The organism is Shouchella patagoniensis, assembly GCF_002019705.1.
Taxonomy (GTDB): domain Bacteria; phylum Bacillota; class Bacilli; order Bacillales; family Bacillaceae_D; genus Shouchella; species Shouchella patagoniensis.
The window spans coordinates 4,377,656-4,392,592 of sequence record NZ_KV917377.1; the positions used below are offsets into that span (position 1 = coordinate 4,377,656).

Genomic DNA, 14,937 nt, shown 5'->3' on the forward strand with positions numbered 1-14,937 from the left:
GATTTCTATATCAATTTGAGCGAATGGAGAACCAAACGTTAAAAAACACCCCAAAAGTTGAGCTCTTACTCTCACAATTGGGGTGCCTGCCTGATCATGCTTTCAAACCGGAACGGGGCAAATAGGTCATCAACAATTACTCCTTTTCTGGAGCTTCTGATTGAATGCCGATTGCTGACCCTTCACGAGAGGAATCCGCAGCTCCTATATATATACCAGCTTTTTCATCATAAAGGAGGCTGTTGGCATTGCCAATTTCCACAGGTCTCTCTTCGAGCCTATGCCCCATATTGACTAATGCTTGTAGGACATCATCAGGTATGCCAGATTCGTGTCTTAGTGCAGCTGTTGCATTCGTATAAATTCGAGGTTCTTCAATGGCGTCTTTTAACGTCATGTTGTAACCAAGTGTATTCATAAGGACGTGGGTAACCGACGAAATAATGGTCGCACCACCTGGAGAACCAGCAGTCATGAATGGTTTTTCATCTTTAAAGACAATGGTTGGTGTCATGCTGCTAAGGGGACGTTTCCCTGGTTCTACTTGATTAACACCACCAGGAATCGCATCAAAATCTGTCAGTTCATTATTTAGAACAATCCCATAACCGTCTGGGACGATCCCAGAACCAAATACTTGCTCAATTGTTGTTGTATAAGAAACCCAATTGCCCCATTGATCTGCAATTGTGAAATGGGTTGTTTGACCTTCCTTTTTATCATCAGGTTGCTTGATAGAAGCGAATGGTTCTCCTTCCTCGTATTTCCATGGATTACCAGCTTTTCCTTCATTACTAGCTTGCGTAACATCAATTTGTCCTACACGTTTAGCAATGTAATCTTCATGCAAAAGCCCTTGTTTTGGAACGTCAACATATTCTGGATCACCCATGTACATCGCACGGTCAGCGTAAGCAAGGCGCATCATTTCTGTGAGGAGATGATATTTTGAAGTAGAACGAACGTCTTGACCGGTTAACTCAAGTTGTTCCGACATCGCTAAAAGCTGCAACATCGTTAATCCACCTGAACTTGGTGGTGGCATCGTCGCGATCTCGTATCCTTTGTAGCTGCCCCAAATAGGCTCATGACTGCTCACTTCGTAACCTTTAAAGTCATCGAGCGTTAAGCTTCCTCCTGCATTTTGGACAGCGGAGGCAATGGCTTCGCCAATCTCACCATTATAGAACACATCAGAACCATGTTCGGCAATTAAGGAGAATGTATGGGCGAGGTCGGATTGAATAAGCGGTTCCCCTTCTTTTAACGGTTCCCCTTCATCATTAAAAAAAATCTCACTGCCGTTGCTCTTTTTTAACTTGGACTCGTTGCTTTTAATGGCTTCAGCCAGTACCCAATTAACACTGACGCCATTCTCTGCTAAGTCAATTGATGGTTCAATTAATGATGAAAATGGCATTGTGCCCCACATTTCCGAAGCGGTCTCAAGTCCTTTTAATGAACCAGGAATACCGACAGAAAGACCACTCTCAACTCGTTCAGAAAAGGGGAGTGCGCTTGCAATGACTGTTTCAACCATCCATGAATCAGGCTCAGTTTCACCCTCCTCCCAAAGGCGCGCTTTTATTTCGCTTTCGTCTAGATGGAAGCGTAAAGATTGCCAAGTAGCGGACTCGTCAAAAGGAATGGTTTCTAATGTGGTGGATGTTCCTGACTTGGACCGAATGAGCTTTAATTCACTTGCTTTCGTATCAATTTCAACACCGTACCCGTTGACAGCATAGGTGCTTCCTGCTCTAAACTCGTCAGAACGGAGCCAGAAGCGCATGCGACGGTCATCACCAGGATCGTCAAGTTTAAAGCGAACAAGTAACTCACTGTTTTTACTTTCAGTCATAGATGGTTCAAGTCGTAAAAAAGAAGACCGGTTTGTTCCATAAGGTTCTCCAAATGTTAGAAGTCCGCTGTCGTCTAGTATGGTTCCACGTTCCAATTGAGTTCCAAAAGCGGCTTCAGGTAACTTGCCACCAGGATCACCGTTAAAGTGATAAGAAAACAATGTTTCACTACGATCTAAATCAGAAATGGTCATATCGCTTATTTGAAACTGACTGTCTTCTTCATAGTTCAGTTCGATTGCGCCAAACAAAAATTGTCCAGGTTCTGTTACAGCTTGAGAAAGATCAAGAAACATGTCAGGTGTGGCTCCCGCCGGGGCTCGTTCACGGCTGTCAAGAATGTGTACTTGGTCTTCTTCCGCTTCGTAATACATAAGAAAACCTCCACCCCCAATTCCTGACATCATCGGTTCAACGGTATTAAGTGCAAAATGAACCGCTCCTGCCGCGTCAATTGCATTTCCTCCGTTTCTAAGAATGTCGGCTCCAATTTCAGATGCTTCTGGGTGGGCAGTGACAACCATACCTAAGTCACCAGTATCAACGGTCCCTTCATGATCACGATCAGGGTTGACGTACTCTGACTCAGTATTTGTTCCAGCTTGTGCATGAGTAGGAAAGCTGCTGGTGAAGCTGACACCAAAAATCAATAAAACGCTGAATAACTGGCTTGTTTTCTTCATAGGAGCCTCCTCTTTTTGTGTAAATGATTATTAATTTGCTAAGTATTCTGTTTTTATCTTATAACATAATGCTAATAAAAAGGGGAAATTAGCTTAATTGATAGGTTGGGAAAAAGAGTAGCCATCGTACATGTATGAAAAAATCAATTGAACGTGTTGCTTAGAGCATAAACAAAAAATGAAAAGCCCTTGACTTGGAGTACACTCCAGACTGTAATCTAGGTGAAATAGAAAAATGACTATTGAGGAGAGACAGATGGAATCCGTTCATAATGAACCTCAATCAAGACATCCTAAAAATCAGTTATGGTTAGCCATTATGCTTGGGTCACTCGCAGCTTTTGGCTCTCTTACGGTCGACATGTATTTACCGAGTTTTCCTGCGATTGCTGAAAGTTTTCAAACAGACGCTTCACATGTACAGCTTAGTTTAACTGCCACATTACTTGGTCTTGCTGGTGGACAGCTAATCATTGGACCAATTAGTGATGCACGAGGAAGAAAGAAACCGCTTGTGTTTTTCTTGTTTCTTTTCATCATTGCCTCGCTGCATTGTTTTATCGCGCCATCGATTTGGGTCTTTATTATTGCTCGTTGTATGCAAGGCTTTTCTGCTTCTGCTAGTGTTGTTATTGCCCGGGCAATCGCGAGAGATTTGTATTCTGGCACATCGTTAACTCAGTTTTTCTCGATGCTGATGGTCATGACTGGACTCTCACCAATCCTTGCACCTATTATCGGCAGTACAATTTTAGAAGCGGTTGGCTGGAGGAGTGTATTTGTAGTCCTTGCGTTCATTGCGGTGCTCATGGTTGTCATCATCTGCGTAACGTTTGAGGAGTCACTACCAAAATCACGTCGTACTAAAAACAATTTAAAGCAAACAGTGCATACGTTTTGGGATCTTGTTAAAGCGCGAATGTTTATCGGGATTGCACTTGCGCAAGGCTTTGTTATGGCTGGTGCGTTTGCTTTTGTTGCGGGGTCGCCTTTTTTGTACCAGACATTGTACGGCGTGTCTCCTAGTACGTATAGTTTGTTAATTGCTCTTAATGGAATTGGTATCATCATTGGAAACCAACTTGCAGGACGTCTCGCAGCAATCCTGCCCGAGCGAATTTTACTGGTCTATGGACTGATGCTTTCTTCGTTCACAAGCTTCTTACTCACAATGATGTTTTTGATCAATGCGCCACTCGTTTTTGTTGTATTACCAGTCTTTATCATGCTCATGTGTGTTGGTGTTGCAAATACAACCTGTTTCTCTCTTGCAATGGAAACCCAGGGACATCGGGCAGGTAGTGCTGCTGCATTAATGGGATTACTTCCGTACTTGTTTGGTGCAACCGTTTCGCCAATTGTTGGCTTGTCGGTTGAAACAAATGCTTGGCCAATGGGAGTAATGATGAGTAGTACAACACTGATAGCATTGGCTATATTTCTTATGAGTGGGAAGAGAATGAAACAAAAAAAGTGAATAATTGTTAAAAAAGCTTGCCTTGAAGTGAACTCCAGGTGCTACGATAAGATTAAAAAAGGGGAGAGAATAAGATGCTTATATCTGAAGTAAGTGAGAAGCTAGGTCTTTCTCAAGATACACTACGTTATTATGAACGAATTGGATTAATCCCCCGTGTGCAACGTCATTCAAGTGGAATAAGAAAATACACGGATCTTGATGTGAGACGAATTGAATTCGCTAAATGCATGCGAGCTGCGGGTCTACCAATTGAAGTTTTAATTGAGTACGTTAAATTGTATCAGCAAGGTGATGAAACGGTTAGCGAACGAAAAGATATTTTAGTTGAACAGCGGGAACAGCTCTTATTACGGCTAAAAGACATGAACAATACGCTTGACCGTCTTGACTATAAAATTGAACGTTATGAAACAATGGCAGCAAACCAAACGAAAACCGCTCAAGAAGTGTGAATAAATCAAAAGACTCCTCATAAAGAGGAGATCGCATTTTGGTAAGCGTTTTCTACTAAAGCGTTAGAGGAGATGACACCTTGCTTAAACGGTTTAGGGATTTGTTTGTCATTAAAGGGTTTGGGTTGTTTATTGTCTGCATGCTTTTAATTGGCACAAGTATTTCAATTACGATGCCTTATCTATCTTTATATGGTACGGAAGTACTTGGCATGAGTACGGCTGCATTTGGCGTTTTTATGGCGGTGACGTCTCTTGCGGGAGTCCTTGCAAACACATTTATTGCTGCATACTCTGATAGCGGAGTTGACCGGAAGTGGCTTATTGTTGCAGCGTTGCTCTCATCAGCGGTAGGCTATGGATCGTATTTATTATTTGAAAACTTCTTTTTTTTGTTGCTTTCTGTGAGCTTTTTTAACGGCTTTGGAGCTGCGGCAATGCCACAAATCTTTGCGTATGCACAAGAGTCTGCAAATGAAAGCAAGTCAGACGATAAAACATTTGCAAAATCAACGTTACGCTCGCTCGTTTCATTAGGATTTCTCGTAGGACCGTTGGTTGGTACACTGTTGCTCGCAACGCTCGGTTATGTTGGATTGTTTCTAGCAACGTCAATCCTTTTCTTGACGATTGCTACGTTAGTGATCTTTTTTTTGAAAAACAAAAAAATGCCGGAGGGGCAAGTTGCTGCGAAGAAAAAAACAAGTATTTCCTCTTTGCGTCATAAAGGAATTGCCTTGCCGTTTGTTGCATTTATTTTTTTATTTGCGGTTAATGCCATTAATGGGATAAACACGCCACTCTTTATTGTAAATGAACTAGGGGGCAGTCATGCTGATGTCGGATTGGTTGTCAGTATTTGTGCTGGACTAGAAATTCCGATCATGCTGTTTTTTGGATCCTTAGGTAAGCGAATCAGCAATCATCGCTTTATTTTATTCGGTTGCGTGGTAGCCGTCATTTATTTTGTTGCTTTAGGCTTTGCGGCCGCTTCCTGGCAGCTCATTGTCGCTCAACTATTTCAAGCGACACTCGTCGCGGTTTTGATGGGAAATGGATTAAGTTACTTTAGTGATTTAATACCAACGTCTCCTGGAATCGCCGCGACTGTCTATTCAAATGGGTCAACTTTAGGAAGGCTAGTTGGCAGCTTAAGTAGTGGGTTCATTGCACAAGTTGCTGGTTTTCGTTTCGTTAATTGGGTCTGTGTGGCGATGGTCACTGTTGCGTTTTTACTTTTACAGAAAACATCGACAGTCAAGGAGGTGCAGCACCAAGAGGTGGAGAAGCAGTCTATATAAACCATTTTTAACGAAGAAGGAGTGTTCAGAAGATGGAGTATGTTAAGTTAGGTCGCACTGGGTTGGATGTATCTTGCATGAGTTATGGGGTACCGGAACGAGGTATTGCCCCGTGGTCTCTAAATGAAGAAGCAAGTAGGCCATTTATTCGAAAAGCACTTGATCTGGGCATCAACTTCTTTGATACAGCAAATATCTATTCAGATGGAGGCGCTTCATGATGTGATGAAGGCTGGAAAAGTCCGTTATCTAGGTGCTTCGTCAATGTATGCTTGGCAATTCATGAAAGCGCAGCATGTTGCAGAGCAGAATGGATGGACAAAGTTTGTGTCCATGTAGAATTTATATAACTTGCTTTACCGAGAGGACGAACGGAAGATGTTGCCGCTTTGTGAATCAGAAGGGATTGGGGTTATTCCTTGGAGCCCACTTGCAAAAGGCAGACTTACCCGTGACTGGGAAGAACAGACTAAGCGTTCTAGTAATGATGAGGCAGGAGACCGGCTCGTGTGCAATGGTTGATGCAGATCGCAGCATCATTGATCAAGTTGCAGTGATTGCTACTAAGCGGTACATTCCTCGTGCACAAGTTGCACTTGCTTGGGTATTAAACAAACAGCACCAAATTGTTGGTGCGACGAGAATTCACCATTTTGAAGATGCGGTAGCAGCATTGTCCCTTAAACTTGATGATAATGAGTTGGCAAGTTTGGAATACCCGTATATGGCACACCCAGTGTATGGGCATTAAAAGAATCAACGAACGGACTAGAGCATCTAGTCCGTTTTTTTATGTGTGATAAAGTCATTCTGTTAATCCACTTCGGAAAGTGAATGTTTAGATGAGGAAATCATTAAACAGATTTCTGGAATTTTAATATAATAAAGAGGAGTGATCATTGTAAAGGGGAATATAGAATGCTTACTTTTTTAGGAACGCCAATGATTGAAACAAAACGATTGTATTTAAGGAAATTCACCGCTGCTGATACCCAAACCGTATTTGACCATTGGCTCTCTGATTCTCGAGTGTCAGACAATCGAGTTAGCGCATCTCACCAGTCTGTCTCGGAAACAAGAGAAAGGGTCAAGAAGATTATAGAAGGGTATCAAAAAAAATCTTTTTGTTATTGGGCAATTGTGTTAAAAGAAGGGCACACCTTAGTTGGAGAAATTGATTTATACGATTTTGACCGCAGCACTGAAAACTGTTCGGTTAGTTATTCAATTGGATTTATGTGGTGGAATCAGGGCTATGGAACAGAAGCACTAAAAGCAATCATCGACTTTGGTTTTCGGCAGATGGGTATTCATAAAATCGAGGCTGCACATAATCTCGATAACCCTGCATCTGGAAGAATGATGAGTAAAGTAGGCATGAAACAAGAAGGTGTGATTAAACATATGATTCGTAATTCTAAAAATCAATACAAAGATTGTGCGGTTTGGGGACTGCTCCAAGATGAATATTTAAGGCTAGCTGTAAAAGGAGAATCGGCAATAAAAAGAACGCCTAAAGACCAAACGGACATCATAAACTAATTGTAGATGACGTAAAGGGGACAAAACATGTATTGGGAGACGCTTCCAGGTTGGGTTTGGCTCATTTACTATTTTGTTATTATCCTTACGCTTGTACTGGCTATCCGCAGTATCTTAAAAAATAAAATGAGAAGGCTTTCTTTTGTAGTTGTCCTTTTTTCGATATCTGTTCCGATTCTCTTATTTATTAATAGTATTGAAAGGGATAAAGACGTGACAGAGTTTGACCATTTTGTAGTTGTAGCAGAATTACAAGCGGGTACAGTTTGGACGATCTTTTCTATGCTTGGTTATGGAGTTATTCTTGTTTGGTGGCTGTTGCTACCGTTTATTCGAAGTAAACGTTTGGCCCGATAGCCACCGAAGCGAGCGAGATCAATCTCGTTCGCTTCTTTTTTCTTGAACGAAAATAGTAAATAAATCCTTCGATTCGTTTTCTTGAAGCTCTCCTTGATAAAAAGCAATCTTCTTATTCAATAATTGGAGGTTTCTTTGAAAAGTAGACTATTTGTCTTCTACTTTTTTTCTGTGTTGAATTAAAAGTTCAGTTAGTTCTTCAACCCCCGTATCTCCCATGCGAAGTAGTTCGGAATAGCGTTTTAAATCTTGTAAGCTCATCCCAGTCTCTTTCATATGCAAAATATACTCTCTCCATAAACGGTCGTCCTCTGTATAGTAACGAATATTGCTTGAGGTGCGATGGGGGACGATTAATCCTTCTTTTTCATAATACCTAAGCGTATGTTCGCTAATCCGAACGGCTTTAGAAAACGCGCCAATGCGATAGGATATTTTTAAACCTCCTTTTGCTTGGTTGATTTGCCTTAGAATCCCTAACTTTACTGTTAGCTTAATCCTTCGAGTTTACTCTAAGTCAAGCATAAAGAAAAAAGCTACCGGCCATTACTGGCAGTAGCTTTTTTCTTATTTGTCTTTTTTGTTATCTTTTTGTTTTCGCTTTAACTTTTCTTGATCTTGTTTTAATTTTGCTTGTTGCTGTTTAAGTTGTTCTCGTTGATTTCGTAATTGAATGCGTTCATGGCGAATGCGTTCTTTATCTATCGTAAGGATGTTTTTCTCATTTCGTAACTCTTTTAAGAGAGACCAAATCATGAGAATGATAATAATCGCAAAAGGGAGTGCTCCAATAATCGAAGCTGTTTGTAAGGCTTCTAAACCTGTTGGACTTGTAAGTAAAACCGCAGCAGTACCTGCAACGACAAGACCCCAGATTAGTTTAACGACATTAGGGGGATTAAGCATCCCGCCCGTGGTTTGCATACCGAGAACAACGGTTGCCGAATCGGCTGATGTAACAAAAAAGGAACCAATTAAGAAAATTGTAATTAACGAGACTGCAAAGGTAAGCGGAAACTGCTCCAGTAGAGCAAAGAGCGCGATCTCAGGTTGGTCGCCTCCACCCATTGCTTCAAAAAGACCTGCTCCTGAATTTTCAAAGTACATGGAAGAGCCACCAAATACACTGAACCATAAAGCACCAAATAACGCAGGTAAAGCAATAACGCCAGTAACAAATTCGCGAATCGTACGTCCACGTGACACGCGGGCAATGAAAGCTCCAACAAAAGGCGACCAAGAAATCCACCAAGCCCAGTAAAACAATGTCCAATCTTGTACCCAAGAAGATTCTGGGTCATACACATCAAGGCTAAAACTCATTCCAAAGAAGTTGCCTGCGTAAGAACCAATACCTTGTGTGAAAACACCCATAATATAACTAGTAGGGCCCAAAATTAGGATAAATGCCATCAGAAGAACGGCAAGTCGCACATTTAAGTTACTTAGAATCCGAATGCCTTTATTAATTCCTGTAAGTGCAGAGAGACTAAATAAGACTGTTACAATTAAAATAATAACTAATTGAAAGACCGTATCAGAAAATGACTCTAATGTAGGAAACAAATAACGAAGACCTGCTGTAATTTGAGCAGCTCCAAATCCTAGAGACGTTGCTGTACCAAATACGGTTGCAAAAACAACAAATACATCAATCGTTTTACCTAATACTCCGTTTACTCTGTTCCCAATTAATGGTCTAAACGTTGAACTAAACAATGCTGGCTCGTCCTTGCGATATTGGAAATAAGCAAGCGTTAACGCAACAACAGCATAAATCGCCCAAGGATGAATGCCCCAGTGAAACATGGAATACCGCATAGCTTCAGCAGCTGCCTGCTTTGTACCGGGTTCTGCATTAGCTGGAATGAAATAATGAGACAATGGTTCAGCTGATCCCCAGAATACGAGGCCAATTCCCATCCCCGCTGTAAATAGAAAAGCAAACCAAGTCATGTAACTATACTCTGGTTCCTCATCAGGTTTTCCTAATTTAATCCGTCCATAAGGGCTGACAATTAAATAAAGGGCTACAGCAATATAAAAAGTGGCTGACAATAAGTAGAACCAGCCGAGATCAGATGAAATAAACGACTGAATCGATGTCGTAATTTCAGACATATTACTTGGAGCTAAAACGCCCCATAAAATAAAGGCTAAAGAAATGACAATAGAAATATAAAACACTTTTGTTGTACTCTTCAAAACTAACGTCCTCTCTAGATTACTGTGTAGAACAAATTTCTGCACGTATCGACAATACCCGTTTCGTTCCAATTACAAACATCTTGTCCAATTAAGAAGCAACTTAAAAGCAATGTTTATAAGTGTAACATGATTTGGATTGTTTTAAAGGGTCTTTTCGGAAAAGAAACAATTATTCTCTGTCCATTTTACCATTTGTTGCTGGAAATCTAAAACATTAAAACGATTATTAGAATATAATATTGACAGAAGTGAAAAGGAATCATAAACTAATAATCAAATGACTGTTTGAATGAGGTGGAGCAAATGAGTAACACAAAAAGGAAGCAAGATACATGTGAAGTGTTTTGTTTTGATGAAGAAAAAGTGAATCGAATCTCAGCCAGTTTAAACAACGAAAATTTTGTTCCTATCGCTGATATATTTAAAGCATTATCGGATGAAACGCGACTAAAGATTGCATACGCTTTGTTGCAAGAAGATGAACTATGTGTATGTGACGTTGCGAATATTATTCGTTCAACTACGGCAACAGCTTCCCACCATTTACGGCATTTACGCAACTTAGGTCTTGCCAAAAGCCAGAAAAAAGGCAAGCTGGTTTTTTATTCGTTAGATGATGATCACGTCCGTCAATTAGTTGAAGTTGCAGTTATCCACAGTAGTGAAGTGCAAGGCCGTGGCTGATCAAGAAAAGGCTGTCTACCGTGTTGAAGGGTTTTCGTGTGCAGGGTGTGCTGGAACGTTTGAAAAAAAGGTTAAAAATCTTTCAGGTGTTACAGATGCCGAAGTTAATTTTGGGGCAGCAAAGATTACTGTGTATGGAGAAACGAATGTCGCGGAGCTTGAAAAAGCAGGCTCGTTTGAGAAGTTAAAAGTTAGACCAGAACATGAGCGAGTGAAAAAAGCTTCAAACGTGCAAGAACAAAACCATCTTTCCTTTATTCAAAAACATGCAACGATTATTGGTTCTTTGCTCTTTTTAGCATTTGGACTCCTGTCTCTCGTTGTTAATGGCGAAGACAATCTTGTCACGATACTTGCATTTGCCTCGTCGATGGTTATTGGTGGGCACTCCCTTTTTAAAGTTGGGTTTATGAATTTAATGCGACTCCAGTTCGATATGCGAACATTAATGACTGTGGCTGTTATAGGCGCTACGATCATAGGCGAGTGGACAGAAGGAGCAATTGTTGTACTCTTGTTTGCTATCAGTGAAGAACTGGAGCGGTTTTCGATGGACCGGGCAAGGCAGTCAATTCGCTCACTGATGGATATCGCGCCAAGCGAAGCACTTATTAAACGGAACGGCCAAGAAATGACGGTTGCGGTAGAAGACATTAGAATCGAAGATGTTATGATTGTGAAACCGGGACAGAAATTGGCAATGGACGGTGTTGTCGTCGGGGGCAATTCATCCATCAATCAAGCGGCTATTACAGGTGAATCAATTCCTGTGGAAAAGCAAGTAAATGATCATGTGTATGCCGGGACATTAAATGAAGAAGGTTTCTTAGAAGTTCGAGTAACCAAACATGTAGAAGACACGATGATTTCCAAAGTCATCCAATTGGTTGAAGATGCTCAAGCAGAAAAAGCTCCTTCCCAAGCGTTTGTAGATCGTTTTGCCAAATACTACACGCCAGCCATTATTGGTGTCGCTTTCCTTGTCGCTATCTTGCCACCCCTTTTGGCTGGAGCTTCGTGGGACACATGGATTTATCAAGGACTTGCTGTACTTGTTGTTGGGTGCCCGTGTGCCCTTGTTATCTCAACGCCAGTTGCCATTGTAACTGCAATTGGTAATGCAGCGAAAAATGGTGTGTTGGTTAAAGGCGGAGTTTATTTAGAGGAAGCTGGAAGATTAAGAGCGATTGCTTTTGATAAAACAGGAACACTTACAAAAGGAGTTCCCGTTGTGACGGATTTTACAACGATTGGTCAGGTGAACGAAGAAGAACTTCTTACAGTTATCGCAGCTCTTGAATCTCGGTCTCAACACCCTCTTGCGTCTGCTGTTATTAAAAAAGCAGAACAAGCAAAGGTTTCTTTCAAAAACGTAGAAATGAAAAACTTCTCCTCGATTACAGGAAAGGGAATTAAAGGCGAGTTTGAAGACACGATTTATTACATCGGAAACAAGAATCTATTTGATGAGGTATTAGCAACGAGTGTACCTAGTGAGCTACATGCAAAAGTGGAAACTTTGCAACAACAGGGTAAGACGGCTTTACTCGTAGGTACAAGTAAGGGTATTAAAGCGGTTATAGCTGTCGCAGATGAAGTAAGAGACTCAAGTAAAGAAGTCATTGAGCGTCTACACGGTCTCGGAATAAAGGAAACAATTATGCTTACTGGTGATAATCACGGAACTGCTCAAGCGATTGGCAATCAAATTGGCGTGACTCATGTCCAATCAGAATTAATGCCAGAGGATAAACTCAATTACATTAAATCGTTTACGAGAAAACACGGAAGAGTAGCGATGGTAGGCGATGGAGTTAATGATGCACCTGCTTTAGCTGCCTCAACCGTCGGAATTGCGATGGGTGGAGCTGGGACAGATACCGCACTTGAAACTGCTGATGTAGCATTAATGGGAGATGATTTACGAAAACTACCATATACGATTAAACTTAGCCGCCGTGCGTTAACGATTATTAAGCAAAATATTAGTTTTTCATTAGGAATAAAACTACTGGCATTGTTGTTAGTTCTCCCAGGTTGGTTAACGCTCTGGATTGCTATTCTTGCCGATGTGGGTGCTACATTGCTCGTTACGGCAAATGGAATACGTTTGCTACGTGTAAAAGAGGATGATTAGAAGGAAAGGCGTTAGACTCGGGCTAACGCTTTTTTTGACTATATAAAATGGGGGTTGGCGATGACTTACGATGTGGTTGTAATTGGTGGAGGACAAGCAGGGCTTTCAGTCGGTTATTATTTAAAACAACAAGGTAAGTCGTTTCTTATCCTTGACGAAAAAGGGGACGTTGGTGATTCGTGGAAGAAACGTTATGATTCGCTTGTTCTTTTTACGCCAAGAAACGGCTTTTTAGATCAAAAGAAAAAACCTATATTTACAAGAGTTGTGACAAATGAAGACTTGATTGAAACGATTTGCTTAAAATGAGTTCACAGCCTTGCTCGTCGCTCATGATGTGCGTGAAGCTGTAAAACTTGCCGACCGAATTATTTTAATTGAAGATGGTGAGATTACGCTTGATCTAGAAAATAAGGTCAGCAGCCCCCGTGATGTTACGGATGAGCGCATGGTAGAGTTGGAAAAACAAGTCGTATCAAGAATATTTGAGGAATAGGAGCACCACGGTACATTAAAATAAGAAAATCATCTTTCTATTTAAAACGGAGAGGTGGTTTTCGGATGTAAAGGAGTTTCTAGATGGTTGTCGAACGTATTTGTATTAGAGAAACATGTAAGGAGTTAATACTATGAAGAAAACAATCTTATGGAAAAATGAAGAAAGAGTTGGATATGAACATTTTTTGATGGAGGAAAATAAAGGTATAGGTACGATTATTTACGTTGATGACGAAAAAGGTCATGTGGTGAACTATGAGCTGAAGATGGAGCCCAACTGGTTGACACGTCAGCTTTTTGTGCAAGTCGACCATGGAAAAACACTAACCCTTGTTAGCGATGGTAATGGGGAATGGCTCAATAAAGACGGACAACCACTAGACGATTTGAAAGGGGCGATCGATGTGGACGTAGAATCTACTCCGTTTTCCAACACGCTGCCAATTAACCGCAAGATTTGGAAGGTTGGAGAGAAGAAAACATTCGATATGGTGCATGTCACTATCCCGGAATTGAACGTATCGAAAGTAAAACAGATCTATACATATGAGAGGGAAGAAGAGGGACTGCGGTATTTCGAATACGAATGTAGAGGTTATAAAAACGTAATATGCGTCGATGAGGACGGATTTGTTGTTCATTATCCAAATGTGTTTAGTAGATGGATGCCCGAAATAAGGGAGAAGACGAACTAGTTTCTACATGTGATGTGAAAGCAGTCTCTATGTTAGTCCTCTTATTCTATTTTGAAACTTCGACTAATTTTAATTGATTTCCATCTAAATCTACCATGGAGAAAACCAATCTCCCTTCACTACTCAAATGCAATTTACCAAGTGTTTTCCAATAGTCGATACAACCTTTATCTTTAAAAAACAAATCGATGTTCTCTAGATAAAAGACACATTTTGTTCTATATTCTCTGTCTGCCTTCTTTAAATATAAGAAGGCTTCTTTGTTTTGTATAAGTGCATAATCTTCTATTTCTTCCTGCAAGTGAAAGCCGAGTCTGGCTTCATAAAATGTAATACTGGATAACAGATTTTTTACAGGAAGGATGGGAATTGATTTTAACATTACTCTTACCCCAATTCTTTAAAATCATTCTTTCAATTCATTTACAGATGTATACTTCTTTTTAATTTATCCTTATAAACTATACAAAACCTGTACATTATTCAGATTATTTGTGCAGAAATTGTTCAGAACCACTTTTTACGCTTACTAATAAATAAAGCCTCGTAAAGGTTGAGAATGAACTGTACCCTTTTTAATAGACAGTTAAAAAAACCTTTATGCAGCTAGTAAATGACCTCGGTATTGTTCCGGGGTCATTCTTTTTAATCCCCATTGATAACGATCAGAATTATAATAGTCAATAAAGTCTTCGACTTTGCTTTTCAGTTCAAACAACGTCCTGCACGCTTTAGCTTGTACGTGATCTTTGAAAAGTCCGAAGAAGGATTCCATTGATGCATTATCTAGGCAGTTCCCTCTGCGAGACATGGATTGTGTCAATCCAAGTTTTTTTACCCGTTTTTGGTACACAGGATGTGTGTAATGAAAGCCTTGATCCGAATGAAGGAGTGCACCAGGGAGAAGATTTCCGTCCGAAACGTCTTTTAACCGCTGGAGAGTCTTATAGACAATGCTCATTCCTAAGGATGTAGATAAATAATGCGCAACTATTTCTCGTGTTGTTCCGTCTTTGACACATGAGAAATAGACCTTTGTTC

At 40.6% G+C, this 14,937-nt stretch carries 15 protein-coding genes and 1 pseudogene; 11 read left to right on the top strand and 5 right to left on the bottom strand.

The features are described from left to right. Nucleotides 1-136: 136 nt before the first annotated feature. Nucleotides 137-2,542, bottom strand: a complete 2,406-nt coding sequence (gene ggt, locus BK584_RS22720; protein ID WP_078394830.1) for a gamma-glutamyltransferase — start codon at nucleotides 2,540-2,542, stop codon at nucleotides 137-139. A 235-nt stretch (nucleotides 2,543-2,777) separates the two neighbouring features. Here ggt and BK584_RS22725 point away from each other — a divergent pair, with 235 nt between their 5' ends. From BK584_RS22725 to BK584_RS22750, 6 genes and pseudogenes are all read left to right on the top strand, one after another. Beyond that, on the top strand, nucleotides 2,778-4,019 hold the full coding sequence (locus BK584_RS22725; protein ID WP_078394832.1) for a multidrug effflux MFS transporter: 1,242 nt from the start codon (nucleotides 2,778-2,780) through the stop codon (nucleotides 4,017-4,019). Between the two features lie 74 nt (nucleotides 4,020-4,093). Beyond that, the gene (locus tag BK584_RS22730; RefSeq protein ID WP_078394834.1) at nucleotides 4,094-4,474 is read left to right on the top strand and encodes a MerR family transcriptional regulator; all 381 of its coding nucleotides are present in this window, start codon (nucleotides 4,094-4,096) and stop codon (nucleotides 4,472-4,474) included. A gap of 80 nt (nucleotides 4,475-4,554) precedes the next feature. Then, nucleotides 4,555-5,775 (top strand): sugar efflux transporter, encoded by a 1,221-nt coding sequence (locus BK584_RS22735; protein ID WP_139365744.1) that lies wholly within the window; start codon nucleotides 4,555-4,557, stop codon nucleotides 5,773-5,775. 32 nt (nucleotides 5,776-5,807) lie between these two features. Next, a pseudogene (locus BK584_RS22740) lies at nucleotides 5,808-6,526 on the top strand (aldo/keto reductase). Between the two features lie 167 nt (nucleotides 6,527-6,693). Beyond that, on the top strand, nucleotides 6,694-7,317 hold the full coding sequence (locus BK584_RS22745; protein WP_078394836.1) for a GNAT family N-acetyltransferase: 624 nt from the start codon (nucleotides 6,694-6,696) through the stop codon (nucleotides 7,315-7,317). A gap of 27 nt (nucleotides 7,318-7,344) precedes the next feature. After that, a complete protein-coding gene (locus BK584_RS22750) occupies nucleotides 7,345-7,674 on the top strand; it encodes a hypothetical protein (RefSeq protein WP_078394838.1) in 330 nt (109 codons plus the stop codon). A 147-nt stretch (nucleotides 7,675-7,821) separates the two neighbouring features. Here the strand turns inward: BK584_RS22750 and BK584_RS25440 are convergent, their stop codons facing one another. Further along, entirely contained in the window at nucleotides 7,822-8,172 is a 351-nt protein-coding gene (locus tag BK584_RS25440) for a MerR family transcriptional regulator (RefSeq protein WP_078394840.1), read from the bottom strand. Between the two features lie 69 nt (nucleotides 8,173-8,241). Then, a complete protein-coding gene (locus BK584_RS22760) occupies nucleotides 8,242-9,879 on the bottom strand; it encodes a BCCT family transporter (RefSeq protein WP_078394842.1) in 1,638 nt (545 codons plus the stop codon). Between the two features lie 306 nt (nucleotides 9,880-10,185). Between BK584_RS22760 and BK584_RS22765 the strand changes: the two genes are divergently transcribed. From BK584_RS22765 to BK584_RS22785, 5 genes are all read left to right on the top strand, one after another. Then, the gene (locus tag BK584_RS22765; protein ID WP_078394844.1) at nucleotides 10,186-10,566 is read left to right on the top strand and encodes an ArsR/SmtB family transcription factor; all 381 of its coding nucleotides are present in this window, start codon (nucleotides 10,186-10,188) and stop codon (nucleotides 10,564-10,566) included. Beyond that, nucleotides 10,559-12,703 carry a heavy metal translocating P-type ATPase gene (locus BK584_RS22770; RefSeq protein WP_437182759.1) on the top strand — a complete coding sequence of 715 codons (2,145 nt, stop codon included), beginning with the start codon at nucleotides 10,559-10,561 and terminating at the stop codon, nucleotides 12,701-12,703. Before BK584_RS22765 ends, BK584_RS22770 begins: the two co-directional genes overlap by 8 nt. A gap of 60 nt (nucleotides 12,704-12,763) precedes the next feature. After that, entirely contained in the window at nucleotides 12,764-13,012 is a 249-nt protein-coding gene (locus tag BK584_RS22775; protein WP_437182760.1) for an FAD-dependent oxidoreductase, read from the top strand. A gap of 10 nt (nucleotides 13,013-13,022) precedes the next feature. Continuing rightward, nucleotides 13,023-13,199 (top strand): P-loop NTPase family protein, encoded by a 177-nt coding sequence (locus BK584_RS22780; protein ID WP_180320522.1) that lies wholly within the window; start codon nucleotides 13,023-13,025, stop codon nucleotides 13,197-13,199. Between the two features lie 133 nt (nucleotides 13,200-13,332). Continuing rightward, entirely contained in the window at nucleotides 13,333-13,896 is a 564-nt protein-coding gene (locus tag BK584_RS22785; RefSeq protein WP_078394848.1) for a putative glycolipid-binding domain-containing protein, read from the top strand. A 46-nt stretch (nucleotides 13,897-13,942) separates the two neighbouring features. On the opposite strand, the gene BK584_RS22790 is transcribed toward BK584_RS22785, so the two are convergent. After that, on the bottom strand, nucleotides 13,943-14,278 hold the full coding sequence (locus BK584_RS22790) for a VOC family protein (protein WP_078394850.1): 336 nt from the start codon (nucleotides 14,276-14,278) through the stop codon (nucleotides 13,943-13,945). 216 nt (nucleotides 14,279-14,494) lie between these two features. Next, a partial coding sequence (locus tag BK584_RS22795; RefSeq protein ID WP_139365804.1) for an IS3 family transposase occupies nucleotides 14,495-14,937 on the bottom strand: 443 nt, incomplete at its 5' end.

Bases quoted from the DNA above. Each gene is read 5' to 3' on its own strand.
- BK584_RS22775 (WP_437182760.1), top strand. From the start codon at position 12,764: ATGACTTACGATGTGGTTGTAATTGGTGGAGGACAAGCAGGGCTTTCA.
- BK584_RS22730 (WP_078394834.1), top strand. From the start codon at position 4,094: ATGCTTATATCTGAAGTAAGTGAGAAGCTAGGTCTTTCTCAAGATACA.
- BK584_RS22745 (WP_078394836.1), top strand. From the start codon at position 6,694: ATGCTTACTTTTTTAGGAACGCCAATGATTGAAACAAAACGATTGTAT.
- BK584_RS22750 (WP_078394838.1), top strand. From the start codon at position 7,345: ATGTATTGGGAGACGCTTCCAGGTTGGGTTTGGCTCATTTACTATTTT.
- BK584_RS22785 (WP_078394848.1), top strand. From the start codon at position 13,333: ATGAAGAAAACAATCTTATGGAAAAATGAAGAAAGAGTTGGATATGAA.
- BK584_RS22790 (WP_078394850.1), bottom strand. From the start codon at position 14,278: ATGTTAAAATCAATTCCCATCCTTCCTGTAAAAAATCTGTTATCCAGT.
- BK584_RS22765 (WP_078394844.1), top strand. From the start codon at position 10,186: ATGAGTAACACAAAAAGGAAGCAAGATACATGTGAAGTGTTTTGTTTT.
- ggt (WP_078394830.1), bottom strand. From the start codon at position 2,542: ATGAAGAAAACAAGCCAGTTATTCAGCGTTTTATTGATTTTTGGTGTC.
- BK584_RS22725 (WP_078394832.1), top strand. From the start codon at position 2,778: ATGACTATTGAGGAGAGACAGATGGAATCCGTTCATAATGAACCTCAA.